This window comes from Agrobacterium leguminum, assembly GCF_005144435.2.
GTDB classification, from domain to species: Bacteria; Pseudomonadota; Alphaproteobacteria; order Rhizobiales; family Rhizobiaceae; genus Agrobacterium; species Agrobacterium leguminum.
In genome coordinates, this window is the sequence record NZ_CP120211.1 from 510,065 (window position 1) to 535,808 (window position 25,744).

General features: G+C 61.2%; 27 protein-coding genes. 15 read left to right on the top strand and 12 right to left on the bottom strand.

The features are described 5' to 3' along the window. Nucleotides 1-42 precede the first annotated feature (42 nt). Nucleotides 43-279, bottom strand: a complete 237-nt coding sequence (locus CFBP4996_RS02460) for a ribbon-helix-helix domain-containing protein (protein WP_080852536.1) — start codon at nt 277-279, stop codon at nt 43-45. A gap of 242 nt (nt 280-521) precedes the next feature. Beyond that, on the bottom strand, nt 522-1,070 hold the full coding sequence (locus CFBP4996_RS02465; protein WP_080853227.1) for an HdeD family acid-resistance protein: 549 nt from the start codon (nt 1,068-1,070) through the stop codon (nt 522-524). A 220-nt stretch (nt 1,071-1,290) separates the two neighbouring features. Between CFBP4996_RS02465 and betI the strand changes: the two genes are divergently transcribed. From betI to betA, 3 genes are all read left to right on the top strand, one after another. Further along, the gene (gene betI, locus CFBP4996_RS02470) at nt 1,291-1,911 is read left to right on the top strand and encodes a transcriptional regulator BetI (RefSeq protein WP_020812509.1); all 621 of its coding nucleotides are present in this window, start codon (nt 1,291-1,293) and stop codon (nt 1,909-1,911) included. A gap of 12 nt (nt 1,912-1,923) precedes the next feature. Further along, a complete protein-coding gene (gene betB / locus CFBP4996_RS02475) occupies nt 1,924-3,396 on the top strand; it encodes a betaine-aldehyde dehydrogenase (protein ID WP_080852535.1) in 1,473 nt (490 codons plus the stop codon). A 214-nt stretch (nt 3,397-3,610) separates the two neighbouring features. Then, a complete protein-coding gene (gene betA / locus CFBP4996_RS02480) occupies nt 3,611-5,260 on the top strand; it encodes a choline dehydrogenase (RefSeq protein ID WP_080852534.1) in 1,650 nt (549 codons plus the stop codon). A 3-nt stretch (nt 5,261-5,263) separates the two neighbouring features. Here betA and CFBP4996_RS02485 read toward each other — a convergent pair whose 3' ends face one another. Then, entirely contained in the window at nt 5,264-5,563 is a 300-nt protein-coding gene (locus CFBP4996_RS02485) for a type II toxin-antitoxin system RelE/ParE family toxin (protein ID WP_078051124.1), read from the bottom strand. Continuing rightward, nucleotides 5,560-5,832 carry a YlcI/YnfO family protein gene (locus CFBP4996_RS02490; RefSeq protein WP_080833754.1) on the bottom strand — a complete coding sequence of 91 codons (273 nt, stop codon included), beginning with the start codon at nt 5,830-5,832 and terminating at the stop codon, nt 5,560-5,562. The genes CFBP4996_RS02485 and CFBP4996_RS02490 overlap by 4 nt, the downstream gene beginning before the upstream one ends. Before the next feature lie 150 nt (nt 5,833-5,982). Between CFBP4996_RS02490 and CFBP4996_RS02495 the strand changes: the two genes are divergently transcribed. Next, a complete protein-coding gene (locus CFBP4996_RS02495) occupies nt 5,983-7,326 on the top strand; it encodes a chloride channel protein (protein ID WP_162935916.1) in 1,344 nt (447 codons plus the stop codon). A gap of 4 nt (nt 7,327-7,330) precedes the next feature. Here the strand turns inward: CFBP4996_RS02495 and CFBP4996_RS02500 are convergent, their stop codons facing one another. Further along, a complete protein-coding gene (locus CFBP4996_RS02500; protein WP_162935915.1) occupies nt 7,331-8,083 on the bottom strand; it encodes a DUF3750 domain-containing protein in 753 nt (250 codons plus the stop codon). A gap of 73 nt (nt 8,084-8,156) precedes the next feature. On the opposite strand from CFBP4996_RS02500, the gene CFBP4996_RS02505 reads away from it, so the two are divergent. Continuing rightward, nucleotides 8,157-9,155, top strand: coding sequence for an asparaginase (locus tag CFBP4996_RS02505; RefSeq protein WP_080853225.1), 999 nt, complete (start codon nt 8,157-8,159; stop codon nt 9,153-9,155). Between the two features lie 134 nt (nt 9,156-9,289). Beyond that, entirely contained in the window at nt 9,290-9,910 is a 621-nt protein-coding gene (locus CFBP4996_RS02510) for a glutathione S-transferase family protein (RefSeq protein WP_080852532.1), read from the top strand. 179 nt (nt 9,911-10,089) lie between these two features. On the opposite strand, the gene CFBP4996_RS02515 is transcribed toward CFBP4996_RS02510, so the two are convergent. Further along, nucleotides 10,090-10,749 carry a glutathione S-transferase family protein gene (locus CFBP4996_RS02515; RefSeq protein WP_059754022.1) on the bottom strand — a complete coding sequence of 220 codons (660 nt, stop codon included), beginning with the start codon at nt 10,747-10,749 and terminating at the stop codon, nt 10,090-10,092. 82 nt (nt 10,750-10,831) lie between these two features. Then, nucleotides 10,832-11,347 carry a MarR family winged helix-turn-helix transcriptional regulator gene (locus tag CFBP4996_RS02520; protein ID WP_003522221.1) on the bottom strand — a complete coding sequence of 172 codons (516 nt, stop codon included), beginning with the start codon at nt 11,345-11,347 and terminating at the stop codon, nt 10,832-10,834. Between the two features lie 141 nt (nt 11,348-11,488). Between CFBP4996_RS02520 and CFBP4996_RS02525 the strand changes: the two genes are divergently transcribed. Next, the gene (locus CFBP4996_RS02525) at nt 11,489-13,018 is read left to right on the top strand and encodes an MDR family MFS transporter (RefSeq protein ID WP_003522222.1); all 1,530 of its coding nucleotides are present in this window, start codon (nt 11,489-11,491) and stop codon (nt 13,016-13,018) included. A gap of 36 nt (nt 13,019-13,054) precedes the next feature. On the opposite strand, the gene CFBP4996_RS02530 is transcribed toward CFBP4996_RS02525, so the two are convergent. Both CFBP4996_RS02530 and CFBP4996_RS02535 read right to left on the bottom strand, forming a co-directional pair. Beyond that, on the bottom strand, nt 13,055-13,354 hold the full coding sequence (locus CFBP4996_RS02530; RefSeq protein ID WP_080833761.1) for an addiction module antidote protein: 300 nt from the start codon (nt 13,352-13,354) through the stop codon (nt 13,055-13,057). After that, nucleotides 13,335-13,649, bottom strand: coding sequence for a type II toxin-antitoxin system RelE/ParE family toxin (locus CFBP4996_RS02535; RefSeq protein WP_080852531.1), 315 nt, complete (start codon nt 13,647-13,649; stop codon nt 13,335-13,337). The genes CFBP4996_RS02530 and CFBP4996_RS02535 overlap by 20 nt, the downstream gene beginning before the upstream one ends. Nucleotides 13,650-13,886: 237 nt before the next feature. Here CFBP4996_RS02535 and CFBP4996_RS02540 point away from each other — a divergent pair, with 237 nt between their 5' ends. From CFBP4996_RS02540 to CFBP4996_RS02550, 3 genes are all read left to right on the top strand, one after another. Next, nucleotides 13,887-14,897: a ligase-associated DNA damage response exonuclease gene (locus CFBP4996_RS02540; protein WP_080853224.1), complete on the top strand. Its 1,011-nt coding sequence runs from the start codon at nt 13,887-13,889 to the stop codon at nt 14,895-14,897. Nucleotide 14,898: 1 nt separating this feature from the next. Beyond that, nucleotides 14,899-16,524 (top strand): cisplatin damage response ATP-dependent DNA ligase, encoded by a 1,626-nt coding sequence (locus CFBP4996_RS02545; protein WP_080852530.1) that lies wholly within the window; start codon nt 14,899-14,901, stop codon nt 16,522-16,524. A 172-nt stretch (nt 16,525-16,696) separates the two neighbouring features. Beyond that, a complete protein-coding gene (locus CFBP4996_RS02550; RefSeq protein ID WP_080852529.1) occupies nt 16,697-17,662 on the top strand; it encodes an alpha/beta hydrolase family protein in 966 nt (321 codons plus the stop codon). Between the two features lie 85 nt (nt 17,663-17,747). On the opposite strand, the gene CFBP4996_RS02555 is transcribed toward CFBP4996_RS02550, so the two are convergent. Together CFBP4996_RS02555 and CFBP4996_RS02560 are read right to left on the bottom strand one after the other, a co-directional pair. Continuing rightward, entirely contained in the window at nt 17,748-18,530 is a 783-nt protein-coding gene (locus tag CFBP4996_RS02555) for a glycosyltransferase family 32 protein (protein WP_162935914.1), read from the bottom strand. Nucleotides 18,531-18,683: 153 nt separating this feature from the next. Further along, entirely contained in the window at nt 18,684-21,425 is a 2,742-nt protein-coding gene (locus tag CFBP4996_RS02560; RefSeq protein ID WP_080852527.1) for a heavy metal translocating P-type ATPase, read from the bottom strand. 167 nt (nt 21,426-21,592) lie between these two features. Between CFBP4996_RS02560 and CFBP4996_RS02565 the strand changes: the two genes are divergently transcribed. Next, the gene (locus CFBP4996_RS02565) at nt 21,593-22,501 is read left to right on the top strand and encodes a L,D-transpeptidase (protein ID WP_080852526.1); all 909 of its coding nucleotides are present in this window, start codon (nt 21,593-21,595) and stop codon (nt 22,499-22,501) included. 155 nt (nt 22,502-22,656) lie between these two features. Then, nucleotides 22,657-23,382: a L,D-transpeptidase gene (locus CFBP4996_RS02570; protein ID WP_003522229.1), complete on the top strand. Its 726-nt coding sequence runs from the start codon at nt 22,657-22,659 to the stop codon at nt 23,380-23,382. A 55-nt stretch (nt 23,383-23,437) separates the two neighbouring features. Here the strand turns inward: CFBP4996_RS02570 and CFBP4996_RS02575 are convergent, their stop codons facing one another. After that, nucleotides 23,438-23,896, bottom strand: a complete 459-nt coding sequence (locus CFBP4996_RS02575; protein ID WP_020009598.1) for a MarR family winged helix-turn-helix transcriptional regulator — start codon at nt 23,894-23,896, stop codon at nt 23,438-23,440. Between the two features lie 192 nt (nt 23,897-24,088). Here CFBP4996_RS02575 and CFBP4996_RS02580 point away from each other — a divergent pair, with 192 nt between their 5' ends. From CFBP4996_RS02580 to CFBP4996_RS02590, 3 genes are all read left to right on the top strand, one after another. Then, nucleotides 24,089-24,511, top strand: coding sequence for an organic hydroperoxide resistance protein (locus CFBP4996_RS02580; protein ID WP_003509379.1), 423 nt, complete (start codon nt 24,089-24,091; stop codon nt 24,509-24,511). Nucleotides 24,512-24,619: 108 nt separating this feature from the next. Beyond that, on the top strand, nt 24,620-25,003 hold the full coding sequence (locus CFBP4996_RS02585) for an MbcA/ParS/Xre antitoxin family protein (protein ID WP_020813119.1): 384 nt from the start codon (nt 24,620-24,622) through the stop codon (nt 25,001-25,003). Beyond that, nucleotides 24,963-25,724, top strand: coding sequence for an RES family NAD+ phosphorylase (locus CFBP4996_RS02590; RefSeq protein WP_162935913.1), 762 nt, complete (start codon nt 24,963-24,965; stop codon nt 25,722-25,724). Before CFBP4996_RS02585 ends, CFBP4996_RS02590 begins: the two co-directional genes overlap by 41 nt. Nucleotides 25,725-25,744: the final 20 nt, after the last annotated feature.

A 25,744-nucleotide genomic window follows, 5' to 3' on the forward strand; every position in this document is an offset into this window, starting at 1 on the left:
TTGTTACAACCCTTTCAATGTGGAGGGTTGTTACGCCGGGCCTTATGCCCGGCGGATATGCCCGCTGTGTGCGGCATAGAGTTCCGCAACGTTCATGCGTTCCCGGTCCGCTTCGACAGGCTCTGTGGACTTTGCGCCCACGCCATGTTCGGCGGAGGCCGCCCATAGTCTCAGCGCTGCCCTGACGACCTCGCTGCCGGATGCGTAAGCGCCGCAATTCACGGCCTCGCGCATTCTTGCTGCCTGTTCCGGGGAAATCGATACTGTCACCATTGGCATGATATCACTCCCTTCTTTCCATGGCCGCCACGCGAACCCGATAAATGCCCGTTTCACGGACGGGGCGGGGGCGGTCTTTTATGGGCGGTCGTTTTTAAGAGCTTTCGTCTGGGCGCCGCATCCAGCGAAATTGGTATCATCGCTTATCTTACCACGAAACGCGTTCCATACCCAATTTGCAGTATATTGGGGTTTAGTTTTTCCCTGATCGGCATGGATCCGATACGGGCCGTATACTACCCTCATGATCGCATGGCCATGGCCAGAGCGATCGTTGCAAAACCCTGCATGATAAGGTCTATCGCCAGAAACAGGCCCAGCACCCAGAGGCTGTTGACCGGCCAGCCGGCGGCAATCACCAGACCCGCCAGCGCCGTCACCGCGCCCGCCGTGGCAACCCAGCCCCAGCCCGTCGCCGGTTTCAGCCGGAAGCCGACGACGAGGCGGAAAATGCCGGCGACAATGAGCGAAATCGCCATTAGCAAGGTCAGCACGGCCGCCGTCAGATCGGGGTTCTGGAAAGCGATGACGCCGGCAATGGCGTAAAGCAGGCCGCTCAGCGTCCAGAACAGCACGCTTTCCCATCCCTTCACCTGAAAGGCATGAAAAAGCTGCAGCACGCCGCCCATCAGCATCATGACCCCGACATAAAAGACGGAGGCGACGGTGGCGACCAGAAGATTGCCGAGCGCAATGATGCCGAAGGCCAGGAGAACGAGGCCAAGCGCCAGCAGCCAGCCCCACTTTGCTTTCAGCGGTGAAAATCCAGATGCATTGAGACTCTGCGTCATGTCGCTGTCTCCCTGAATGGTCGGGGGTAACGCTATCACGATTGCACCGTAGCGCAATGCGCCTGTCGAAGATTTGATCCAGATCATGAGCCGGAAGACGGGAAAACCGCTTTCGTTTTCTCCCCTGCCGCGCAGGCGCCAATCCGCGACATGAAATGGCGCGTTTTTTATTGATTGATCGATCAATCAAGAATATTTTGCGACCATCAAGGAGACGCTTATGCCCAAGATCGGAATGGAGCCTCTGCGCCGCAAGGCGCTGGTGGATGCGGCGCTTCGCACCATAGGCCACCATGGTTCGCTGAATGTGACGATGTCGGATATCGCCCGGGAAGCGGGCGTGTCGGCTGCGCTCGCGCATCATTATTTCGGCAGCAAGCAGCAGCTTCTTCTCGAAACCATCCGCAGCCTGCTGCGTGACCTGCGGCGCGATGCGGTGGCGGCTTTGACCCGCGCTTCCGGCCCGCGCGAAAGGCTGAGCGCCATCGTGCATGTCTCCTTCCAGAGCGACCAGTTCACGCCCGAAACGGTGGCGGCGTGGCTTGCCTTTTATGTCGAGGCGCAGCGCTCGGAAGAAACCCGCCGCCTGCTGGTGCTTTATTCCCGCCGCCTCAGGTCCAACCTCATGGCGAGCCTCAACCGGCTCTGCCCGCCGGACGATGCCGCGCGCATCGCGGAAGGGGCGGCGGCCCTGATCGATGGGCTTTATATCAGGCACAGCCTGCGCTCGGCGCCGCTCGGCCTTGCCTCCGCACCGGCGCTTGTCGAGGATTATTTCGACATGCAGCTCAAATCATTTCCCGATGGACAGCGCCAAAAGCCGTCCATCCGCGTTCTTTAAGGAGACTTCGACATGACCACGCTTAAGGCGCAGCCGAAAGCCTCGCATTTCATCGACGGGGTGTATGTCGAAGACACGGCCGGCACGCCGTTCGAGAGCATCTTCCCGGCTACCGGCGAGGTGATCGCGAAGCTGCATGCGGCAACGCCTGCCATCGTCGAGCGCGCCATCGCCTCGGCCAAACGTGCACAGAAGGAATGGGCGGCGATGAGCCCCATGGCCCGCGGCCGCATCCTCAAACGCGCCGCCGATATCATGCGCGAGCGCAACGATGCGCTGTCCACGCTGGAGACGCTGGATACCGGCAAGCCGATCCAGGAAACCATCGTCGCCGACCCGACGTCCGGCGCGGATGCCTTCGAATTTTTCGGCGGTATCGCACCTTCGGCGCTGAATGGCGATTACATCCCGCTCGGCGGTGATTTCGCCTATACCAAGCGTGTGCCGCTCGGCGTCTGCGTCGGCATCGGCGCATGGAACTATCCGCAGCAGATCGCCTGCTGGAAGGCCGCTCCCGCGCTGGTCGCCGGCAACGCCATGGTCTTCAAGCCCTCGGAAAACACCCCGCTCGGCGCCTTGAAGATCGCCGAAATCCTCATCGAGGCCGGTCTGCCAAAGGGCCTGTTCAACGTCATTCAGGGTGATCGCGATACCGGGCCGCTGCTGGTCAATCACCCGGATGTGGCGAAGGTGTCACTCACCGGCTCGGTGCCGACCGGCCGCAAGGTGGCTGCCGCCGCTGCCGGGCATCTGAAGCATGTGACGATGGAACTCGGCGGCAAGTCGCCGCTGATCGTCTTCGACGACGCCGATATCGAAAGCGCTGTCGGCGGGGCCATGCTCGGCAATTTCTATTCCTCCGGCCAGGTCTGCTCCAACGGCACTCGCGTCTTCGTGCAGAAAAAGGCGAAGGAGCGTTTCCTCGACAACCTGAAGCGCCGCACAGAGGCGATGATCCTCGGCGATCCGCTCGATTACGCCACCCATCTCGGCCCGCTGGTCTCCAAGGCCCAGCAGGAGAAGGTCCTTTCCTATATCGAAAAGGGCAGGGCGGAGGGCGCGACGCTCATCACCGGCGGCGGCATTCCGAACAATGTTTCGGGCGAGGGCGCTTATGTGCAGCCGACCGTCTTCGCCGATGTGACTGACGACATGACCATCGCCCGTGAGGAAATCTTCGGCCCGGTCATGTGCGTGCTGGATTTCGACGATGAGGACGAGGTTCTCGCCCGCGCCAACGCCACCGAATTTGGGCTGGCCGGCGGCGTCTTCACCGCCGATCTCGCCCGCGCCCATCGCGTGGTCGACCGGCTGGAGGCGGGCACGCTGTGGATCAATACCTATAATCTCTGCCCGGTCGAAATCCCCTTCGGCGGCTCGAAACAATCCGGCTTCGGGCGGGAGAATTCGGCCGCCGCGCTGGAGCATTATAGTGAGCTGAAGACGGTTTATGTGAGCACTGGGAAGGTGGACGCGCCTTATTGAAGCGTGGCGGGTGGGGCTTGCCCCCCTCTGTCCTGCCGGACATCTCCCCCTCAAGGGGGAGATCGGCAAGCGGCGCCACCACCACTTCATTCGCTGACGTTGAGATGGGCGCGACCTCGCCACATATCGATCTCCCCCCTTGAGGGGGAGATGCCCGGCAGGGCAGAGGGGGGTCAGCCACAGGCGCAGATGTGAATTCTGGAGATATTTCGAAATGCAAGCAGATTACGTCATCGTCGGTTCGGGTTCCGCAGGCTCCGCCATCGCCTATCGCCTGTCGGAAGACGGTCGTTATTCGGTGATCGTCATCGAGGCCGGCGGTTCGGATTTCGGCCCCTTCATCCAGATGCCGGCCGCACTCGCTTGGCCGATGAGCATGAAGCGCTATAATTGGGGCTATCTCTCCGAGCCCGAGCCGAACCTCGACAACCGCAGGATTACGGCGCCGCGCGGCAAGGTCATCGGCGGTTCGTCCTCCATCAACGGCCTCGTTTACGTCCGCGGCCATGCCGAGGATTTCAACCGCTGGGAAGAGCTTGGCGCGCATGGCTGGGCCTATGCGGATGTGCTGCCCTATTTCAAGCGCATGGAACACAGCCATGGCGGCGAGGAGGGCTGGCGTGGCACGGATGGGCCGCTGCATGTGCAGCGCGGCCCGGTCAACAATCCGCTGTTCCACGCCTTCATTCAGGCCGGCGCGCAGGCCGGTTTTGAACAGACCGACGATTATAACGGCTCCAAACAGGAGGGTTTCGGCCTGATGGAGCAGACCATCCATAATGGCCGCCGCTGGTCCGCTGCCAATGCCTATCTGAAACCGGCGCTGAAGCGCGGCAATGTAACGCTGGTCAACGGCTTCGCCCGCAAGGTCGTCATCGAGAACGGCCGGGCCGTTGGTGTCGAGATCGAGCGCAAGGGTGTAGTGGAAACCATCGCGGCCAATCGCGAAGTCATCGTCTCGGCATCCTCCTTCAATTCGCCGAAACTGCTGATGCTCTCAGGCATCGGCCCCGCCGCGCACCTGAAAGACATGGGCATTGAGGTGAAGGCGGATCGTCCGGGCGTGGGCGCAAATCTTCAGGACCATATGGAGTTTTATTTCCAGCAGGTCTCCACCAAGCCGGTCTCGCTCTATTCCTGGCTGCCGTGGTTCTGGCAGGGCGTGGCAGGCGCGCAATGGCTGCTGTCGAAAGGCGGGCTTGGCGCTTCCAACCAGTTCGAGGCCTGCGCCTTCCTGCGCTCAGCATCCGGTCTGAAGCAGCCGGATATCCAGTATCATTTCCTGCCGGTCGCCATTTCCTATGATGGCAAGGCGGCGGCGAAAAGCCATGGTTTTCAGGTGCATGTGGGTTACAACCTGTCGAAATCGCGCGGCAATGTCACATTGCGCTCGGCCGATCCGCATGACGACCCGGTCATCCGCTTCAACTATATGAGCCATCCGGAAGACTGGGAGAAATTCCGCCATTGCGTGCGCCTGACGCGCGACATCTTCAGCCAGAAAGCCTTTGACGATTTTCGCGGACCGGAAATCCAGCCCGGCGAAAATGTGGAGACGGATGAGGAGATCGACGCCTTTTTGCGGGAGCATCTGGAAAGCGCCTATCACCCCTGCGGCACCTGCCGCATGGGCGACAGGGACGACCCGATGGCCGTCGTCGATCCCGAATGCCGGGTCATCGGCGTGGAAGGCTTGAGGGTTGCTGACAGCTCGATCTTCCCGCATGTGACCTATGGCAACCTCAACGGCCCGTCGATCATGACCGGCGAAAAGGCGGCGGACCACATTCTCGGCAAAACCCCGCTGCCGCGCTCCAATCAGGAACCTTGGGTAAACCCGCGCGCGGCCGTCAGCGACCGGTGAGGGTCAATGGTAATCGTCCTCGCGCTGGTGGCGGATCGCGAGGATGGACACGGTTTCCGCATCTTCGATTTGAATGAGGACGATGTAACCGGAAGATCCGAACGGAACGATCAGTTCTCGTAAGAGTGCGTTGTCCCCAGGCGCCTTGCGCGTTGCGAAAGGAAACTCGCTCAGTCCCTCAATCGTCGAAATGATGCGGTCCACGGCTTTTTCCGCTGTCGAAAAATCCTTTTCCAGTAAAAAATCATATAGCCGGGTTATGTCCGCTCGGGCTGCAATCGTGTACCGGAGATTGAAGGTCACTCGCCACGCTCAGCTTTCTTGGCGGCGAGCATCGCCCGCAATTCCGCATGCACCTCTTCGGCCGAATAAAAAATCCCCGTCCGTTTGGATTCTTCGAGCGAGGCCAGCCCGCGCGCAATGAACTCTGCCTGTGATTTACGGATTTCCACCTGCCTGCGCACGGAATCCTCAACGAAGGAAGAGAGTGTTTCGCCGTCCTTCAGCACGCTTTCCGCCGCCTCGCGAAAATCCGCCGTTACCCGCAGCGAAGGCAATGTCGCCGTTTTCATATTGCGTCTCCATGCGTTGCAATTGCGATGCGCAGAATGCGCCGATAGGGGCGGTCTGTCAAATGCAAAACCTTGCAATCCCCGCCCGAGAGGCGGATAAACGGGCTTCCCGCCTGATGACGACCATCAAAATCACCGATCTGGACCGCCATGCCCGTCGACTACAAAAAGCTGAAGATGCTCCGCCGTTCCCGTGTCGTGTGGGGTTCGTGGCGGGTGTGGAGGCCGAGGGCGGTTTTCTGGATTGGCGCGATTGCTGTCGGCCTTATCAGCGTCGGCTTTGCATGGCTTGCGGATAAGGCCCAGCACCTTTTCTTTGCGGCGACATCATCGGGCGAATGGGCGTTTCTGCTGCCGCTCATCATCACGCCGCTTGGCTTCACGCTCTGCGCCTGGCTCGCGATCACGGTTTTCCCCAATGCCGGCGGCAGCGGCATTCCGCAGGCCATCGCCGCGCGGCACCTGCGGGAAGATGCGGACCGTTCGCGGCTTCTGTCGCTGAAACTCGCCTTCGGCAAGGTGGTACTGACGGTGGCCGGGCTTTTGTCCGGTGCCTCCATCGGCCGTGAAGGCCCGACCGTTCAGGTTGGCGCCTCGATCATGCTGCAGGCCGCCCGCTGGGGCGGCATGGCGCAGGCGAAGGGTCTCATTCTCGCTGGCTCGGCGGCGGGCATCGCGGCGGCTTTCAATACGCCGCTGGCGGGCATCGTCTTCGCCATCGAGGAAATGAGCAAGACCTATGAATCCCGCGCCAATGGCCTCGTCCTCACTGCCGTCATCCTGTCGGGCCTCGCTTCGCTGGCGCTGGTCGGCAGCTATACCTATTTCGGCACCAGTTCGGTGATGGCGAAAACGACCATGGACTGGCTGCTGGTTCTGGTCTGCGGCATTGGCGGCGGCGCGTTCGGTGCGCTGTTCAGCGCAGGCGCCCTGCGTCTTTCCGCCCGCATCCGGCGCTTTGCGCAGGCCGTGCCGCTGAAGCGGATGCTGGCGGTTGCCGCCGCCTGCGGCCTTGCCTCCGCCGTCCTCGGCATCGCAACGGGCGGCGCGACCTTCGGAACCGGTTACGAACAGGCGCGCGCGGCAATCGAGGGCGAGGCCGCGCCCGCATTCTTCTTCATCGAAAAACTGGCGGCGACGTTTCTTGCCATGATGTCGGGCATTCCGGGCGGCATCTTCGCGCCGTCTTTGTCGGTGGGCGCGGGCTTCGGCAGCACCATGGCCACCTTGCTCGGCACCAGCATCGGCCTTGGCGCCATCGTCGGCATGGCGGGTTATTTTGCGGGCGTGGTGCAGGCGCCGATGACGGCCTTTGTCATCATCCTTGAAATGACCGGCAATCATGAAGGCGTCATGCCCATCATGGCCGCATCGATGCTGGGATATCTGACGTCGCGGCTTTTCTCCCGCGAGCCGCTTTATCATGGCCTGTCGCGGGTCTTCATCGCCCAGAGCATCCGCGCCCGGCGCGCCGCTCAGGCCAGCGAAACGTAACCGCTTACGCGCGGATGCCCGCCACGCCGAAATAACCGAGCCCCGGTATCTTCACGCCCGGCCGGCTGAAATCGATGCCGGCGACAAGACCGAGAAAATTGATCTCGAAACCGCTGCGCGCACCCGCCGAAATGCCGAACAGGCCGCCGAGCGAAACGCTTGCATCCTTCCAGTCGTCGGCGATGTGGTAAAGCGCGCCCTCCGGCAGATAATCGCGGCCCACGGCATCCGGCGGCAGCACGACGCCGAGTTCCGGCACGCTGCGCAGCACATGGGCAACGAAGGTGTTGGAGTTGGGGCCGGGATAAATGCGATAGCCGCCCGGCCGGCCATAAGGGTAATCGGCAATCGCCTTTTCGATCTTCGGGATCAGCTTTTCCGCCTCTGCGCCATGAATGGCCACCACCTGGCGCGGCATGTTGGAATACCAGTAGGCATCCGCCGCATAACCATTGTGGCGGATCGGCGTGCCCCAGCCCACCTTGTCGTAACGGTCATAGCTCGCAGCGCCCGGCTTTTTCAGCACGACCCAGGCATGGCTGGCGACGGAGCCCTTGAAACCGCCGGTCATGGCGGAAAAGATATAGACGGCGGCTTCGCCGTTGCTGGACGCCGCCGGCAGCATGCCGGAGGACGACCATCTGGCGGCGTTCCAGCCGCGCGGATGGTCTTTCATGGCCCACAGCCCGGCCGATGCCAGCGCGGGAAGCAGATAAATAACGGCAATCGCCAGCAGCAGACGTTTTGCAAATTTCACTGATAGCCCCGTGCATCGAAAAATCAATTGCGGTATCAACCACATGAAATCAGAATTTTTTGAGGCTGCGAAAATGAACAATTCCGTTACCGTCGAAGTCACCCGCGGCAACCTCGTGGAAAGCCGCCATCAGGGCCTTGCCGTGGTGGTGGATGGCGATGGCGGCGTGCTGTTTTCGGCTGGCGATATCGAGCGCGGTATCTTCCCGCGTTCCGCCTGCAAGGCCATGCAGGCGCTGCCGCTGGTGGAAAGCGGTGCTGCGGATGCCTACGGCTTCGGCAACCGCGAACTGGCGCTTGCATGCTCCTCCCATTCCGGCGAGGACGCGCATGTGGAACTCGCCGCTTCGATGCTGGCGAAGGCGGGCAGGGATGCCGATACGCTGGAATGCGGCGCGCACTGGTCTTCCGACCAGAAAACCATCATCCATCAGGCCCGCACGCTGGAAAAACCGACGGCGCTTCATAATAATTGCTCCGGCAAACATTCCGGTTTCATCTGCGCCTGCTGCCACACCGGCACTGATCCTAAGGGCTATGTCGGTTACGATCATCCGCTGCAGCGGGAAATCCGCGCCACAATGGCAAGCCTGACGGGTGCGACGCTCGGCCATGACAATTGCGGCGTGGATGGCTGCTCCATCCCCACCTATGCCGTTCCGCTCAAAGGGCTGGCGCATGGTTTCGCGAAAATGGCGACGGGCAGGGGGCTGGAAGCGGGCCGTGCGAAAGCCTCGCGCCGTCTCGTCGAGGCCTGCATGGCGGAGCCCTTTTACGTGGCGGGCACCGGCCGCGCCTGCACGAAACTGATGCAGATCGCACCGGGAAAAATCTTCGCAAAGACCGGGGCGGAGGGCGTCTTCGTCGCCGCCCTGCCGGAAAAGGGCATTGCCATGGCGGTGAAATGCGAAGACGGCACGACGCGTGCGGCGGAAGCCATGGTCTCGGCACTGCTGGCCCGCTATTTCGATGAAGGCAGCGCCGAGCAGCAGGCTTTGAGCGGCATGGCGAACCGGCAGATGCGCAACTGGAACGGCATCCATGTCGGCGATGTCAGAGTCGTCGGGCTTTAAATAACCTTTGACGCGGCCGGTTGCGGGCACGATGATGACGTGCCCTGCGTGTGACGGCCATCCCATGGCCGCCGAGGGGCGGCGTCCGCATGAGGAAGAAACGGGCGCTTCATTGCTTTGGAGGTCGCATATCCATGTTCACACTGTTTTTCTCCCCCGGTTCCTGCTCCCGCGCCAGCCATATCGTGCTTGAGGAATCCGGCCTGCCTTACAAGGCCCACCGCGTCAATTTCGCGGAGGGCGAGCAACGCTCCGAGGCATTTTTAAAGATCAATCCGAAGGGCCGCGTGCCGGCGCTGGCTACGGCAAGCGGTGTCCTGACCGAGACGCCCGCCATCCTCGCCTTCATCGCGCAGATGGCGCCGGAAAAGAAGCTCGCACCGCTCGACGATCCCTTTGAATTCGCGCTGATGCAGTCCTTCAACGCCTTCATTTCCTCCACCGTGCATGTCGCCCACGCGCATGGGCGGCGCGGCAGCCGTTGGGCGAATGAGGATAGTTCGCTGGCCGATATGAAAGCCAAGGTGCCGCAGACCATGGGCGAGTGCTTCGAACTGATCGAGCACGGCATGCTGCACGGTCCCTGGGTTCTTGGTACGGCCTATTCGGTTGCCGATCCCTACCTTTTCGTCATGTCCGGCTGGCTGGAGAGCGATGGTGTGGATATTGCCCGCTTCCCGAAGGTGCACGACCACTTCCGCCGCATGAACGACCGCCCGGCGGTGCAGCGGGCGCTGGAGGGAGAGAGGGGCTGAGAGGCCCTAACTCGGTCTTGTGCTGCTCCCTCATCCCTGTGCTTGTCACAGGGATCCAGCCAGCCCAAGTCCTTGGGCTGAAAGAACTCTCCCCGCCGCGCAGACGCGCGTCGGCTGGATTCCTGTGACAAGCACAGGAATGAGGGTGGAGAAAGAAGGATCGCGGAATGTTCTCCCGCTCAGGCCGCCTCGGCGGCCCGGCTGTCCCACATGGTCTTGAACGCTGTGCGGGCCTGGCAACGATCCAGCCAGGCTTTCAGCGCCGGATGGGCATCGAACAGCGGCTTGTGGCCCTGCGCGTAACGAACGATTTCCGCCGCGTTGAGATCGGCGACGGTGAAACGGTCGCCCACCAGATAATCGTGGCTGGAAAGATGCTGCTCCAGCACCCGGAAGGGGCGCTTCAGCAGCCGGGCGGCGACATCGATCACGGCCTTGCCGCTATCGCTTTCCGACAGGCCTTCGGCGATGGCGGAGGAAATCTTCAGCGAATTGGTCTCGATTTCAGTGGCGGCGAAGAAAGACCATTGCAGCATCGCTGCATCTTCCTTCAGGTCGATGGGGGCGAGCGGTCCGCCATATTTGCGGGCAAGGTAGAGATTGATGGCCATGGATTCGTAAAGCACCATGCCGTCATCCTCGATGCAGGGAATGGTGCCCATCGGATTGACGGCGAGAAATGCGGGAGACAGCGTGTTGAGCGGCGCATCCGCAGCCAGCGGATCGGCAAGGCGGCGGGCCTGTATCACGGGCACATGTTTGAATTCTATGCCCAGTTCACCCGCAAGCCACAGCGTGCGCGTGGCACGGGAACGGTAGACACCGTAGATCGTCAACATCGAAATTACCCCTTGACCAGTTCGATGCGCGGCACGTTACGGTTTCGTCGTTTTAAAGTGAAGTTGCAGATCGCCGGGGCAGCTATGATTTTTTCTGATCCGTGAAGAAGTCCGTATCCGGTGACAACCGATATTCGAAACGGTCGATGAAACGTTCGAACAGGCGGGCGAATGTCTCCACATCCTCCGCCGGCCATCCATCCATCACGTCCTCTATGACGCTCATCTTGGTCCGGCGCATTTCCTGCAAAAGACTGGTGCCGAGCGGTGTGATCTCGACAATGCTGCGGCGGCCGTCCTCCTGGGAAACGCCCCGTTTCAGCAGGCCGCGCCCCACCATATCCGCCACCACCCGGCTGCCGCGCGAAGGGTCGATGCGCATGCCCTCGGCAATTGCGCCCACGGTAACATCGCCTTCCGCGCGGCGCAGAATATCGAGAACGTCGATATGGGAGAGTTCGAGACCCGGAGCGAGCTTGGCAAGCGCCATGCGGCCGATGATGCGGCGGCCGATCATGATGCGCATGCGCGTCATCGTGTTGCCGATCCGCTTGATGTCCTCGGGCAGATCCTCGTTCCAGTTTTCCTCAGTCGCCACGCTTCATCGTCCCTTTCGATGCTGTTTTCCGATCACATTTAGCGGCATTAGCACAGATGTCAAAAACTTGCCATTGACATATATATGCTGATAGCACACAAATTGTCGCAGCAAAACTGCCGGAAGCCAACGAGATTTTTCATGGATATGTCCACCGCCCCCGTGGCGCCGCTTGTGTCGGATCATCGGCGCAGGCTCATCGTCTTTCTGTTTCTGATGCTGGCCATGTTCATGGCGACCCTCGATAACCAGATCGTATCGACAGCACTGCCCACCATCGTCGGCGAGTTCGGCGCGCTGGAGCGTTTCGGCTGGATCGGCTCGGCCTATCTTCTGGCCACCAGCGCGGTCATGCCGGTTTATGGCAAGCTCGGCGATCTGTTCGGCCGTAAATATGTGATGATCGCGGCGGTCGTCATCTTCACGCTCGGCTCGCTCGCCTGCGGTCTGGCCTGGTCGATGGATTCGCTGATTGCCGCCCGCGTTCTGCAGGGGCTTGGCGGCGGCGGCATCATGGTGTCGATCTTCTCCGTCAATGCGGATCTGTTCGAACCGCGCGAGCGCGCCCGCTACCAGAGCTATTCCAGCCTCACCATCATGGCGTCGGGCAGCGTCGGCCCGATCCTCGGCGGCACGATGAGCGATCTGTTCGGCTGGCGGTCGATCTTCCTCATCAACCTGCCGCTTGGCATTATCGTCATTGCGGGTCTGGCGCTGATGCTGCCCTACCGTCGTCCGGCGCGCCAGCCGAAGATAGATTATCTCGGCGCGGTGCTCTTGGCGGCCACCATTGCCAGCGTGGTCTTCTGGGCAGACAGCAGCGAATTGTTCGGCTCGCTGATTGCAGGCCCCAGCCTCGGCATCATTGCTTTCGCCGTCATCGCCGCTTTCCTGTGGGTGCAGGTGGAGCGCCGCGCGCCGGAACCGGTCGTGCCGCTCAGGCTCTTCAAGGACAGCACCTTTCCGCTGTTGATGATCGTGTCGCTGACCAGCGGCGGCATCGGTATCGGCATGGTCAATTATTATGCCTTGTTCCTGCAGACCACGACCGGGCTTTCGCCCTCCCATGCCGGCCTGTTCTTCATCGCCGTCACCGGCGGCATCGTCATGGGCTCGCTTTCGGCGGGACGGCTGATTTCGATCACCGGCGTCTACAAGCCCTTCTCGGTGGCGGGCCTTTCCATCAACCTCGTCGCCATGCTGCTGTTCACGCAGATGCATGCCGGAACGCCGCTTTGGGTGATTGCGGTCCTCATGTTGGCACAAGGCTTTGCTGTCGGCCTTGGCCAGCAGGCGCCGATCATCGGCGTGCAGAATTCCGCACCCAAGGCGGATATCGGCGCAGCGAGCGGCGCGGTGACCCTGACCCGCATGGGCGGTGCGGCCATTGCCATTTCGGTCTATGGCGCCATCGTGTCATCAAGCCTCAAGGGTGTGGCGGTGGATATTCCCGGCGTCGGCAAGATCGAGGAACTGACGCCGAAAATGCTCTCCGAACTTCCGGCCGCCTCGCAGGCCGCCGTCGCCTCGCTCTATTCGGATGCGTTTACGCCGCTCTTCTTCGCCGCAGCCGCAACCGCCGCCATCGGCCTTGCGGCGGCGCTGATGCTGAAACCGGTGCGTCTGCCGGCGGCGGTGCAGGCGAAGCCGGCCGAAGGGGCGGCGGAGTAGTAACATATAGTCGTAAGGCTGGCGTAAATCCCAGCCTTACGCGGCGCTCAATGATTTTTCGACGGCCAGTCGGAAGCCCAGCGCATGCAGGACTTTCTGCACGGTTTCATAGCGAAGCTTCGAACCGGGCTTAAGTGCTTTGTAGAGGCTTTCGCGACCCAGACCCGAAGCATCAGCAACATGTGACATTCCGCGAGCTCTGGCGACGGCGCCAAGGGCGGCAATGAACACGTCAGGGTTTTCATCTTCCATCGCAACCGCCAGATATTCGATCATGGCTTCATCGCTATCCAGATAGTCCGACACATCGAATTGGCTAAATTCCGTCACGGCCATCCCTTCCTATTGTCTGCGCCATCCCGATTGCGCGTTTTATGTCCCGCTTTTGCGAAGACTTGTCCCCGCCGATCAGAAGGAAGTAAATCCTCTTGCCAACGCGGGTGAAATAGACCCGATAACCCGGGCCGTAGTGGATACGCATTTCTGAAACGCCTCCACCCACCGGCTCACAATCGCCGAAATTCCCATGCTCGGCCGCGGTGAGACGATGAAGAATCCGCACCTTTCCGGCACGATCTTTCAATGCCTTCAGCCATTCGTCGAACTCTGCCGATTTCTCGAAGCTGTTCATGATTGCATGTATCCGATTGGATACATTTCTGCAAGTATAAATCCCATGGCGACCCTGTAAGCCGGTCGTGCGTTGGCGTTGCGCCCGCAAACTTCGTACCAAAACTCCATATAGCTGCGGCTCAACGCCGAAATGACGGGTGGCAAAACAAAAACACCACCACTGGAAATTTAACGCCCGTTCCGCGTTATGCTCGCAGCACTTTACATTCGCGCGGGCGGCCCTATCTCAATGAATATGAAGCCGGAACAGCTCCTGAATTCCACGCCCAAGGGCCTCTATTGTCCGGCGGGCGATTTTTATATCGATCCCGTGCGCCCGGTGGCGCGGGCGCTCATCACGCATGGCCATTCCGATCACGCCCGTGCCGGCCATGGCGCGGTGCTGGCCACGCGTCAGACGCTGGATATCATGCGTATCCGTTACGGTGAGGATTTCTGCGGCAGCGAGCAGGCTGTCGCATTCGGCGAGAGGGTGGAGGTGAACGGCGTCACCGTCGGTTTCCATCCCGCCGGCCATGTGCTGGGTTCGGCGCAAATCTCGGTGGAAATGAACGGCCTGCGCATCGTGGCGTCCGGCGATTACAAGCGCGGCGTCGATCCCACCTGCGCGCCCTTCGAGACGGTGCCCTGCGACGTCTTCATCACCGAAGCAACCTTCGGGCTGCCGGTGTTTCACCATCCGCTGCCGCGTGTGGAAATCGGCAAGCTGCTCACCTCCATCAAACAGTTTCCCGAACGGACCCATCTTGTCGGAGCCTATTCGCTCGGCAAGGCGCAGCGCGTCATCAGGCTTTTGCGGGACAACGGTTATTCCGATCCCATCTATATTCACGGTGCGCTGGCGCGGCTTTGCGATTATTACGTCTCGCAGGGCATCGATCTCGGCGATCTGCGCCCCGCAACGCTCGAAAAAAGCGATCCTTCCGCCTTCAAGGGCGCGATTGTCGTCGGTCCGCCCTCGGCTTTTCAGGAACGCTGGGCGCGGCGCTTCAACGAACCGCTCATCGCTTTCGCTTCCGGCTGGATGATGGTGCGGCAGCGCGCCAAACAGGGCGGCGTGGAGCTGCCGTTGGTGATATCAGATCATTGCGACTGGCCGGAACTTCTGGAGACGATCAGGGAAATTTCCCCGCAGGCCGTCTGGGTCACCCATGGCCGTGAGGAGGCGCTGGTGCGCTGGTGTCAATTGCAGGGCATTGCCGCCAAGCCGCTGCATCTTGTCGGTTACGAGGATGAGGGGGATTGAGATGAAAGCCTTCGCCACGCTGCTCGACCGTCTCGTTCTCACCCCCTCGCGCAACGGCAAGCTGAAGCTGCTGACCGATTATTTCCGCGATACGCCCGATCCCGACCGGGGTTACGGGCTGGCGGCGATTGCTGGCACGCTGGACTTGAAAAGCGTCAAACCCGCCCTGCTGCGCGAGCTGGTGCTGGAGCGGATGGACGAGGTGCTGTTCCGCTATTCTTATGACTATGTCGGCGATCTGGCCGAGACTATTTCGCTGGTCTGGGGCAATATCGGCGGCGCGGATGACGCCGAGGCGCAGGACCCGCGCCTCGGCGATGTCGTCATATTGATGAATTCGCTCGGCCGCACGGAGGTGCGCAGCGCGGTGCGCGATCTTCTCGACCGGCTCGATACGTCCTCGCGTTTCGCTTTCCTCAAACTCGCCACCGGCAGTCTGCGCATCGGCGTTTCGGCGCGGCTGGCTCGGCAGGCGCTGGCGGATTTCGCCGGGAAAGACATCACCGAAATCGAGACCCTCTGGCACGGGCTGACGCCGCCCTATACGCCGCTTTTCGCCTGGCTGGAGGGGAAATCCGGGCGGCCGGTGCTGGCGACTCCCGCCATCTTCCATTCGGTGATGCTGGCGACGCCGGTTTCCGATGGCGACCTCGATGCGCTGGACCCGGCCGATTACGCCGCCGAATGGAAATGGGACGGCATTCGCGTGCAATTGTCCCGCGCAGGCGCCACGCGAAAACTCTATTCCCGCTCCGGCGACGATATTTCCGGCGCCTTTCCCGATGTTCTGGAGGCGATTGATTTCGAAGGCGTGATGGACGGTGAGTTGCTGATTGGCGGCACAGCGCGCTCCAACAATCTCACCCGCACCTTTTCCGACCTGCAGCAGCGGCTGAACCGCAAGACGGTGACAGCGAAGATGCTGGATGATTATCCAGCCTTCATCCGCGCCTATGACCTGCTGTTCGAGGGCGAGAGCGATATTCGCGCGCAGACTTATCTGGAGCGCCGCGGCCGCCTGTCGGATATCATCGAGCACGCCCCGCATGACCGTTTCGACCTCTCGCCGCTGATCGGCTTTTCCAGCTGGCAGGAACTCGACACGCTGCGCGCCGCCCCGCCCGATCCGGTGATCGAGGGTGTGATGATCAAGCGCCGCGACAGCGCCTATCAGGCCGGCCGCGCCAAGGGGCCGTGGTTCAAGTGGAAACGCGATCCCTATAATATCGACGCCGTGATGATGTATGCGCAGCGCGGCCACGGCAAAAGGTCGAGCTATTATTCCGATTTCACCTTCGGCGTCTGGGCGGAAGGTGAGGATGGCGAACAGCTGGTGCCTGTCGGAAAGGCCTATTTCGGCTTCACCGATGCGGAGCTGGAGGTGCTGGACAAGTTCGTGCGCGACAATACGGTCGAGCGTTTCGGCCCGGTGCGGGCGGTGCGCGCCACGCCGGATTTCGGTTTCGTGCTGGAGGTGGCCTTCGAGGGCATCAACCGTTCCACCCGCCACAAATCCGGCGTCGCCATGCGCTTCCCGCGCATTGCACGGCTGCGCGCCGACAAGCTGCCGGCGGAGGCGGACAGGCTCTCGACACTGGTGGCGATGATCGATGGCGTGGAAGTGTAGGGTGCCTTGGCCGCCCCTTCATCCTCCGTGGCAGGCACAGGAGCAGGGAAGACGCTGTCCAGAAATTGCCACGATAGCTGCGAATACATTGTTGTCATTCGCGAATCCGTGATTGGACAGCCTCCCGCCGCAGTGTTGAACTGCTGTTACAACCATCCCTTCAGGTGACCATATGGCAGACAAACGCTTTCTTTCCTCAGCCTTCGGACAGGAAGAGAGCGGCACCATCTTGCCGAGCCTGACGCGGCGAAGCCTGCTGGCCGGCGCCATGGGGCTGTCAGCGGCTGCATTTTTGCCGCTCCGTGCGAAAGCGGGCGTTGCCGCGCCCGAGGTGCTGCCGCTGGAGCGGCAGGATTATTCGGAGGCGCGCAAACGGTTCCACACTCATCTTTTGCGAAAAATGGCTGCGCCGGAAAAATCCTCTGCACTCGGCACGCCGCCCGGGGCGGAACGTGTCACCTATCCCGGCGGGCCGGATGGTTCCATCGAGCTTGTAGCCTGGCTCTCCCACTACCAGCCGTCAAAAACGCTGAAACCCGCCGTACTTTTTCTTCATGGCGGCAACGCCACCGGAGACGGCCATTGGGCGCTGATGAAGCCCTATTGGGAAGCGGGTTATGTCGTGCTTCTGCCGTCCTTCCGTGGTGAAAACGGCCAAAGCGGCAATTATTCCGGTTTCTACGACGAAACGGCGGATGCGCTGGCGGCGGCCACCTATCTGGAAAACCTTCCCGGTATCGACAGAAACCGCTTCTTCATCGCCGGCCATTCCAACGGCGGAACGCTGACGCTGCTGGCCGCCATGAGCCGCAGGTTCCGCGCCGCAGCACCCATCTCCGCCGGCGTCAATTCCTGGCGTTATTTCAACCGCTATAGCGACGAGATCTGTTTCGACGAGACCGACGAGCGCGAATTCATCATGCGCTCCTCCGTCTGTTTCGGTCCCAGCCTCAAATGTCCGGCGCTGCTTCTGCGCGGCACGGAGGAGCGGCCTTTCGATGCCGATCACCAGCTTTTCGTGGATCGCGCCCTGACATCCGGCTTCAAGGTCGACAAGAAGCTGTTGCCCGGTACCCATAACGGCGTGGTGCCGCATGCGGTGGAGGAAAGCATCCGCCTTTTCAACGCCTTCGTCTGAAATGCAGACTGTGCCGCTGTTTTGGGGACACGTGAGGTTCAGGAGCGCGTTCGGCTAAAACCGCTTCGCACGTACCGGAGATGCCCTAGTTCTTGACGATGGACGTCTTGGCCTGCTCCGCCCACCATGCGCCGTCTTTTTTATCGGCATATTGGGCGCGCTTGTTGGTGAACTGACTCTGGGTGCACATTTCGCGGTAATTGCGAACCGGCAGGCCGAGCTCCTTGACGACGGCATGCACCACCGTCGGGCCGGTCATGTCGTAGACGCTGGCGAGCGTTCCGTCTTCGATATTCTGGGAAATACGGTCGGCCATCAGCCTGAGCGCCGGGTGGCCGGGCCTGGAGGCCATGAAGTAATTCGTGATCTCGCCGCTTTTCATGGCGATGAAAACGGCCTCTTCCTGCGGGCCGATCACATCCTCGGGGCGGGCCGCAAAATTGGAATCGATATCGAGATAGATGCCGCCTTCCTGCAGCAGCACCAGAATACGCCAGAAATCCGCCTTGGCAGCGCCCACCTGCAGGCGACGGAAGGCGTCGGCGTAACGTCCGGGAAAATGCCGGTCGATATAGGTCTGGCACGCCTCGTCATCATGGTAGCGATATTCGAATTCCGGCGTCAGCCAACGGTTGAACAGGAAATTCGCATAGATCGGCGTCGTTACCCGGTTGGAGTAATTCGTCTGCCAGATGATGCGGGGAATGGCCTTTTCCGATTTCGGGCTGCGTCTGGCAGGCTGATACTGCGGAAGCGTTTTTCTTCTGCCGGGCCGGATGAACAAATCGATAGAAAAGATGACTTTGGCGATGTTTCCACCGATCTTGATCGCGCGGTACGCGATGCGGTTATAGCCATGCTTTGCCAAGTTCAGCGCTCCTGCGCGTGGAATCGATTGTCACGCGCGTGGAAACGGCGGTAAGCGGTATTTATTGGACGCAATTAGTTTGTCAATATGCCGTAAATGAGACGGCCGGGCCTCGATTGACGAGACCCGGCCGTCTTGCACGCAAATGGAATGTCAGCCCTTGTTGCGGTTGAAATAGCCGAGCAGCCGCATGGCGTTGGCGGTGACCAGAACCGTCGCGCCGGTATCGGCGAAAACGGCGAGCCACAGGCCCGAAACGCCGGTCACGGTCGTCACCAGAAACACCGCTTTCAGGCCGAGCGCGATGGTCACGTTCTGGCGGATATTCAGCATGGTGGCGCGCGACAGGCCGATCAGGCGGGCGGCGTCGCCGACATTGTTGCGCATCAGCGCCGCATCCGCCGCTTCCATCGCCACATCGGTGCCGGAACCGATGGCGACGCCGACGCTGGCCGCCGCAAGGGCCGGCGCATCGTTGATGCCGTCGCCCACCATCACCACGGTCTTCTTTTCGGTAAGCTTGCGGATTTCCTCGACCTTGTTCTGCGGCAGCAGTTCGCCACGCGCCTCAAGGCCCAGCTTGTTGCCGATGGCACGCGCCGTGCGGGCATTGTCACCCGACAGCATCAGCGAGGAAATGCCCATTTCCTTCAGCGCTTTCACGCCTTCCGCCGCATCCTTGCGCGGCTCATCGCGCATGGCGAAGAGGCCGCTTGCCGCCCCGCCGGCCATGACGACGGCCACAGTCTTGCCTTCGCTTTCCAGTGCGGAAATGCGATCGGCCAGTTCCTTCGAGAGGGTGCCGACTTCCGTTGCAAAGCGCGGTGCGCCGATGAACAGGTCTTTCCCGCCGACATTGCCCTGCATGCCGCGACCGGAAATCGCCTTGATGTTGGAGCCGGGCAGGGGCTTAACGCCGCTCTTTTCGGCATGATTGACGATGGCGCGGGCGAGCGGATGGCTCGATTCGTGCTCGATGGTTGCGGCTTGCGCAATCAGCTCGGCCTCGTTGCCGTCCAGCGCCACCACATCGGTCACGACAGGTTCGCCGAGCGTCAGCGTGCCGGTCTTGTCGAAGGCGACGGTTTCGGTGCGCGCCAGCATTTCGATGACCGCGCCGCCCTTCACCAGCATGCCATGGCGTGCCGCTGCCGAAAGGCTGGAGGCGATGGCCGCGGGAACCGAGATGACCAGCGCGCAGGGGCAACCGATCAGCAGCAAAGCGAGACCGCGATAAATCCAGGTATCCCAGTCGCCGAGGCCGACAAGCGGCGGCACGATGATGGTCAGCACCGAGATAGCCACGATCAGCGGCATGTAATAACGCGAGAAGCTCTGGATGAAGCGCTCGGTCGGCGCACGCGCATCCTGTGCTTCCTCGACAAGCGTGATGATGCGGGCAATGGTGTTGTCTTCCGGTGCGCGGTCGACGCGGATGCGCAGCGATCCATCATGGTTGATGGAGCCGGCAAAGACGCGTGCGCCTTTTTCCTTGGCGACGGGAATACTCTCGCCGGTCATCGGCGATTCGTCGACGCTGGACTGGCCTTCCATGACAACGCCATCGGCGGCGATGCGGTCGCCGGGACGCGCCACGACCACCTGGCCGATGCGCACCTGATCGGCCGCGACCTGCCGCAGCGCGCCATTTTCCTCCACCAGCGCCGTTTTCGGCAGCAGCGAACCGAGCGCCTTGATGCCCGAGCGGGCGCGGGCGGCGGCAAAGCCTTCCAGCAATTCGCCGACGGAGAAGAGCAGCACGACGATGGCCGCCTCTTCCGCCTCGCCGATGATGATCGCGCCGATGGCGGCAATCGTCATCAGCATTTCGATGGTGAAGACCGCGCCGAAACGGGCGGCGTTGAAGGCGTTCTTCGCGATGGGGAAGAGCGTGACCAGCGTGGCGATGATGAAGGCGTAACCGCCCCATGCCGGGAAGCTCAGTTCCGCCGCATAGGCGATGGCGACCAGAATGGTGCCGGTGAAGGTGTTGCGCGCCTTTGCGGTGCGCCACCACGCGCCTTTTTCATCCGCGCCATGGGCGTGTCCCACTTCCCCGCTCTGCACTGCAGCCGCCGGAGCTGAACCATGCGAATGGCCCGCATGGTCGTGGCCGGAATGATCGTGACCAGAATGGTCATGCTTGGAGTGGTCATGATCATGCCCGCCGCAGGACGCGTGATCGTGTGCGGAATGGTCATGCCCCGAATGGTCATGATCTGAATGATCGTGGTCGTGGTGATGGCCGCTGCATGATCCGTGGTCATGATCGTGATTGTGATCTGCGGCTTTTTCTCGCGCGGTCTTTTCCTGCGGCAGCAGGGCCGGCTTGAATCCCAGCTTGCGCAGCGTGTCCTCGATTTTTTCGACCGGGGTTTTGCTCTCGGCCAGCGAAAGGTTCAGCCTTTCGCGGGCAACGGAAACCTTGACGTCGGCAACGCCCGGCAGGCGGGAAAGCGCGGTCTCGATCTTGGCGGCGCAACTGCCGCAATCCATGCCGCCGACCGAAAAGGTCAGCGCATTGCTGTTGTCGGCGCTCGCTGCGGTATCGGCATGGTGGCCGCCGCAGGACGAATGATCGTGGTCATCATGGTCGTGGCCGTGATGATCCGCCTCGACTTTTGCGCGGGAGACTTTTTCGTGCGGCAGCAAAGCGGGTTTGAATCCGAGCTTGCGCAGCGTGTCTTCGATTTTTTCGACCGAGGTTTTGCTTTCGGCCAGCGAAAGGTTCAGCCTTTCGCGCGCAACGGAAACCTTGACGTCGGCAACGCCCGGCAGGCGGGAAAGCGCGGTTTCGATTTTCGCCGCGCAGCTGCCGCAATCCATGCCGCCAACGGAGAAGGTCAGTTGCTCGTCGTCTTTGCCCTTGATGTTTATGCCTGTCGAAATATTCATGGTTTCCGCTCCTGAATTCCAGTCGACAGCCAATCTGGCACCTCTAGCAACTAGAGCTTCAAGAGCAAAAATGCGGTTTTTCGATTTTTTTTGAAAAACCGACGCCAGCTTCGCGCCAGCCGCACGGTTCATCATGCCGGCAGATTGGATTCCATGAAGCGGTTCAGATGATAGCACTCCTTTTGAAAAACGGTCGCCGGGCGGCCTCTCTGGCGGGGCTTGCCCTGCTGCCTCTCATGAGCGGCTGCCTTTTCGTGACGGATACGACCCGGATGGACCCGGATGTTTTCGTCAGGGAAACGGCGCCGGTATTCAATTTCAACTCCGTCAGCTCCAATCGCCAGCCGGAACTGCCGCCGCAGCCGGGCCAGCTTTCGACGCGTCCGCCGGATCTGTTCAGAACCCGCTTCCATCAGGAATACGGTCCGCCGGTGCGCGGGCAGGGGCTGCAAGCCCCGCAGGTGCAGGGTTTTAACGCGCAGCAGCCGCAGGGCCAGGCGATGGCCTATGGCCTGCCTGTCTCCAATCCGCTGCACCGGGTCATGTATGGCCCGATCCGCGATGAGGATCGCTCGCTGCCGGCCATTCCCTATGGCCGCATCGATCCGCGTTATCTCAGGCAGGAAGTGAGCTACCAGACGGCGGAAGCCCCCGGCACCATTATCGTCGATACCAGGCAGCATTTTCTCTATCTCGTGCAATCCGGCGGCAAGGCGATCCGTTACGGCGTTGGGCTGGGGCGCGACGGTTATGCCTGGTCGGGCCGCGGCAAGATCCAGTGGAAGGCGAAATGGCCGCGCTGGACGCCGCCCGATGAAATGGTCAAGCGTCAGCCGGAACTCGCCTCCATCTCCGCCGCCAATGGCGGCATGACGCCCGGTCTCAACAACCCGCTCGGGGCGCGTGCGCTTTATATCTTCAAGGATGGCAAGGACACGCTTTACCGCGTGCATGGCACGCCGGACTGGCAATCCGTCGGCAAGGCGACGTCCTCCGGCTGCGTGCGCATGCTCAACCAGGATGTGATCGATCTCTACGAGCGTGTGCCGCAAGGGGCGCAGATTGTGGTTATCTGAACACGTTCTAAAAGAAAGAGATATTGGACCCATTCCGCCAGCGCCTTGTGACTGGCTTTTAGCGGTCGGTTAACTATTTTCGCAATACGCATGACACGGAACAAATGACGTACAACGGCGATATAGCCGTTCGAAATGTGGGACAAACCGGCCTTATGACAAGCACCGACACAGATCTTTCCAGACGCACCTTCCTTTCCCTTCTCGGCATCTCCTCCGCTTCGCTTCTCGCAGGCTGTGCCTCATCAGGTCCGGGAGGCGCCATTCGCCAGCAGGCAAGCGCCATCGGCAGCGATTTCCGGCAGATGTTCTCGCCGGGCGTCAGCGATGCGGAACTGGCCGTCATGTACGGCTCGGTTGAGGATGGCGGTTACGTCATTCCCGCCGTCCCCTATCAGAAAATCGACCGCCGTTATTACCGCCAGCGGGTTGTCGACCCGACCGGCGAACGCCCCGGCACCGTGGTTGTCGATACGCGCTCGCGCTTCCTTTATGTCGTGGAGCAGGGCGGCAGCGCCATGCGTTACGGCGTCGGCATCGGCCGCGAAGGTTTCGCTTGGTCGGGCGAGGGCGTCATTCAGTGGCGTCAGAAATGGCCGAAATGGACCCCGCCGGACGAAATGGTCGCCCGCCAGCCGGAACTGGTCAAATATTCCTCCAAGAACGGCGGCATGCCGCCGGGCTTGAAGAACCCGCTCGGCGCACGCGCCCTTTATATCTTCCAGAACGGCAAGGACACGCTCTACCGTCTGCACGGTTCGCCGGAATGGAACTCCATCGGCAAGGCCGTCTCTTCCGGCTGCGTGCGCCTGATGAACCAGGACGTCATCGATCTTTACGACCGCGTGCCGCAGAAGGCGCGTGTGGTGGTCTGGCAGTAAGCCGAAAACGCTTCGAATAAAAAGGCGGCCCTGTGTCGCCTTTTTCTTTTTGGGGTTACGGACGGCTGAGACTGTCCTTCAGCGCATTCACCCGGTCGCGAATCTGCACCAGCTCTTCCAGCCCACAGCCGGTGGCGCTGCCGATTGCCGCCATGATCTTCACGCCCTCTTTTTTGAGGTTCGCGCCCTTCGGCGTCAAAGCCACCAGCACCTGCCGCTCATCCACCGTGCCGCGCTTGCGGGTAATCAGCCCCGCATGTTCTAGCCTTTTCAGCAGCGGCGACAGCGTGCCCGAATCGAGGCCCAGCATTTCGCCGAGCGCCTTGACGGTGGATGTCTCTTTTTCCCATAGCGCCATCATCACCAGATATTGCGGATAGGTCAGCCCGATCGGGTCGAGCAGCGGCTTATAGGCGCGCGTGAAGGCGTGTGCCGCGCCATAAAGGGCAAAACATATCTGCTGGTCCAGCCTCAACAGGCTTTCCATCTTCTTCTCGTCGCCCTCTGCGTCCATTTTCCTGCTCCAAAATCAACCGGGAAGGGAACAATCAGCCCCCGCTTTCGGTTCCTGCCGCATGGATGCGCGGCGAAATTTCGTGAAAATTATCGCAAAAAACAAAATTTCATTCAATGCGCAAAACTATATTGCGCACAATTTAATTGTGCGTTATAAGATGCCCAACACCAACCCGAAGGAGTAAATGTCATGCCCATTCTCTACACGACCAAAGCATCCGCCACCGGTGGCCGCGCCGGCAACGCCAAGTCGGAAGACGGCGTTCTCGACGTGACGCTGACCGTTCCGAAGGAGCTGGGCGGCGATGGCGCCCGTGGCACCAATCCGGAGCAGCTTTTCGCAGCCGGTTATTCCGCCTGCTTCCTGGGCGCGCTGAAATTTGTCGCCGGCAAGGAAAAGGTAAAGATTCCTGAAGACACGACTGTGACGGCAACCGTCGGCATCGGCCCGCGCGAAGACGGCGGCGGCTTCGGCATCGAAGTGTCGCTGAAGGCCAATATTCCGGGCGTCGAGCGCGAAGTCGCCGAAAAGCTGGTTGCCGCCGCTCACATCGTCTGCCCTTACAGCCACGCCATGCGTACCTCCACGGAAGTGCCGGTCTCGGTGGCCTGATCCAATTCGCGTGAGCAAGCTATCTGAACAATGAGGTCGGGTTCATCCCGGCCTTCTTGTTTTCAGAAAGAAAAATGCTATATTCTTTCCAAGGAAAGGATATGCGCCATGAATATTCACGCCAAGAGCGCCATGGATCCCGCCTCGCAGGGCAGGGTCGTCACCAAGGCCGTTATCGCCGCCGCCGAGCGGCTGGGCCTGAATGCCGCGCGCACGGCCGATATTCTCGGCGTTTCCGCCCCCACCGTGTCGCGCATGAAACGGCTCGATTTCCTGCTGGAGCCGGGCGCCAAATCCTTCGAGCTTGCGGTGCTGCTGATCCGGGTTTTCCGCTCGCTGGATGCGATTGCCGGCGGCGATGAGGCCGTGGCGAAAAACTGGCTGCGCAATCACAATGTTGCGCTAAACGCCGTGCCTGCCGACAAACTGACCACCATTACCGGATTGATCGATGTCCTCTCCTATCTGGATGCCCGCCGCGCTCCTGTCTGAAAAACGCGCCGTATCGGGAAAATACTGGCGGCTGGTGGAAGCGCAGCATCAGGTTTCCACCATGAAACTGGTGGATACCGTGGAGGAGCAATCGCTGCTGGAAGATATTCTGGAGACGAGCAAGCGGCCGTTTCCGCCGGAATGCGCCGGTTTCGACTATCTTCTCGCCACGCCCTTCCGGTATGGAGCCGCCTATCCGCATGGTTCGCGCTTCCGCCGCGCGGGCTATACCGAGGGCGTTTATTACGCCGCCCAGAAGGTGGAGACGGCGTTGGCCGAAATGGCCTTTTACCGGCTGCTGTTTTATGCCGAATCGCCGGGCACGCCGCTGCCCGCCAATCCCGCCGACTATTCCGCCTTCGCCGCCCGTATCGCCACCGATGCGGCGCTCAACCTGACGAAACCGGAACTGAGCCGGGATGCTCGCCTGTGGACCGATCTGCAGAATTACGAGCCGTGCCAGACGCTGGCCGATCAGGCACGTCTGGCGAAGATCGAGGCTATCCTCTATCGCTCGGTACGCGACCCCGCCGGCGGCCTCAACATCGCGGTTCTGTCGCCGAAGGCTTTTGCCGCGAAGACACCGGTGGAACGGATGAGCTGGCGTATCCACCTGTCGAAAACGGGGGTGCAGGCGCTCTGCGAATTTCCAATGCGCAGAACGGGTTTTGCGATTTTGGATTTCGCCGGCGATCCACGCCTCGCCAGCCTTTTGGGCTGACGGGCGTTTGCTTTTCAAGA

What these genes read in the sequence shown, in the direction of transcription:
- CFBP4996_RS02505 (WP_080853225.1), top strand. Translation starts at nt 8,157, where the DNA reads ATGAACAATTCCGTTACCGTCGAAGTCACCCGCGGCAACCTCGTGGAA.
- CFBP4996_RS02540 (WP_080853224.1), top strand. Translation starts at nt 13,887, where the DNA reads ATGAAGCCGGAACAGCTCCTGAATTCCACGCCCAAGGGCCTCTATTGT.
- CFBP4996_RS02490 (WP_080833754.1), bottom strand. Translation starts at nt 5,832, where the DNA reads ATGAAAACGGCGACATTGCCTTCGCTGCGGGTAACGGCGGATTTTCGC.
- CFBP4996_RS02510 (WP_080852532.1), top strand. Translation starts at nt 9,290, where the DNA reads ATGTTCACACTGTTTTTCTCCCCCGGTTCCTGCTCCCGCGCCAGCCAT.
- CFBP4996_RS02465 (WP_080853227.1), bottom strand. Translation starts at nt 1,070, where the DNA reads ATGACGCAGAGTCTCAATGCATCTGGATTTTCACCGCTGAAAGCAAAG.
- CFBP4996_RS02460 (WP_080852536.1), bottom strand. Translation starts at nt 279, where the DNA reads ATGCCAATGGTGACAGTATCGATTTCCCCGGAACAGGCAGCAAGAATG.
- CFBP4996_RS02570 (WP_003522229.1), top strand. Translation starts at nt 22,657, where the DNA reads ATGACAAGCACCGACACAGATCTTTCCAGACGCACCTTCCTTTCCCTT.
- CFBP4996_RS02550 (WP_080852529.1), top strand. Translation starts at nt 16,697, where the DNA reads ATGGCAGACAAACGCTTTCTTTCCTCAGCCTTCGGACAGGAAGAGAGC.
- CFBP4996_RS02560 (WP_080852527.1), bottom strand. Translation starts at nt 21,425, where the DNA reads ATGAATATTTCGACAGGCATAAACATCAAGGGCAAAGACGACGAGCAA.
- CFBP4996_RS02575 (WP_020009598.1), bottom strand. Translation starts at nt 23,896, where the DNA reads ATGGACGCAGAGGGCGACGAGAAGAAGATGGAAAGCCTGTTGAGGCTG.
- betA (WP_080852534.1), top strand. Translation starts at nt 3,611, where the DNA reads ATGCAAGCAGATTACGTCATCGTCGGTTCGGGTTCCGCAGGCTCCGCC.
- CFBP4996_RS02545 (WP_080852530.1), top strand. Translation starts at nt 14,899, where the DNA reads ATGAAAGCCTTCGCCACGCTGCTCGACCGTCTCGTTCTCACCCCCTCG.
- betB (WP_080852535.1), top strand. Translation starts at nt 1,924, where the DNA reads ATGACCACGCTTAAGGCGCAGCCGAAAGCCTCGCATTTCATCGACGGG.
- CFBP4996_RS02530 (WP_080833761.1), bottom strand. Translation starts at nt 13,354, where the DNA reads ATGGCCGTGACGGAATTTAGCCAATTCGATGTGTCGGACTATCTGGAT.
- CFBP4996_RS02525 (WP_003522222.1), top strand. Translation starts at nt 11,489, where the DNA reads ATGGATATGTCCACCGCCCCCGTGGCGCCGCTTGTGTCGGATCATCGG.
- CFBP4996_RS02590 (WP_162935913.1), top strand. Translation starts at nt 24,963, where the DNA reads ATGTCCTCTCCTATCTGGATGCCCGCCGCGCTCCTGTCTGAAAAACGC.
- CFBP4996_RS02585 (WP_020813119.1), top strand. Translation starts at nt 24,620, where the DNA reads ATGAATATTCACGCCAAGAGCGCCATGGATCCCGCCTCGCAGGGCAGG.
- CFBP4996_RS02535 (WP_080852531.1), bottom strand. Translation starts at nt 13,649, where the DNA reads ATGAACAGCTTCGAGAAATCGGCAGAGTTCGACGAATGGCTGAAGGCA.
- CFBP4996_RS02580 (WP_003509379.1), top strand. Translation starts at nt 24,089, where the DNA reads ATGCCCATTCTCTACACGACCAAAGCATCCGCCACCGGTGGCCGCGCC.
- betI (WP_020812509.1), top strand. Translation starts at nt 1,291, where the DNA reads ATGCCCAAGATCGGAATGGAGCCTCTGCGCCGCAAGGCGCTGGTGGAT.
- CFBP4996_RS02515 (WP_059754022.1), bottom strand. Translation starts at nt 10,749, where the DNA reads ATGTTGACGATCTACGGTGTCTACCGTTCCCGTGCCACGCGCACGCTG.
- CFBP4996_RS02565 (WP_080852526.1), top strand. Translation starts at nt 21,593, where the DNA reads ATGATAGCACTCCTTTTGAAAAACGGTCGCCGGGCGGCCTCTCTGGCG.
- CFBP4996_RS02495 (WP_162935916.1), top strand. Translation starts at nt 5,983, where the DNA reads ATGCCCGTCGACTACAAAAAGCTGAAGATGCTCCGCCGTTCCCGTGTC.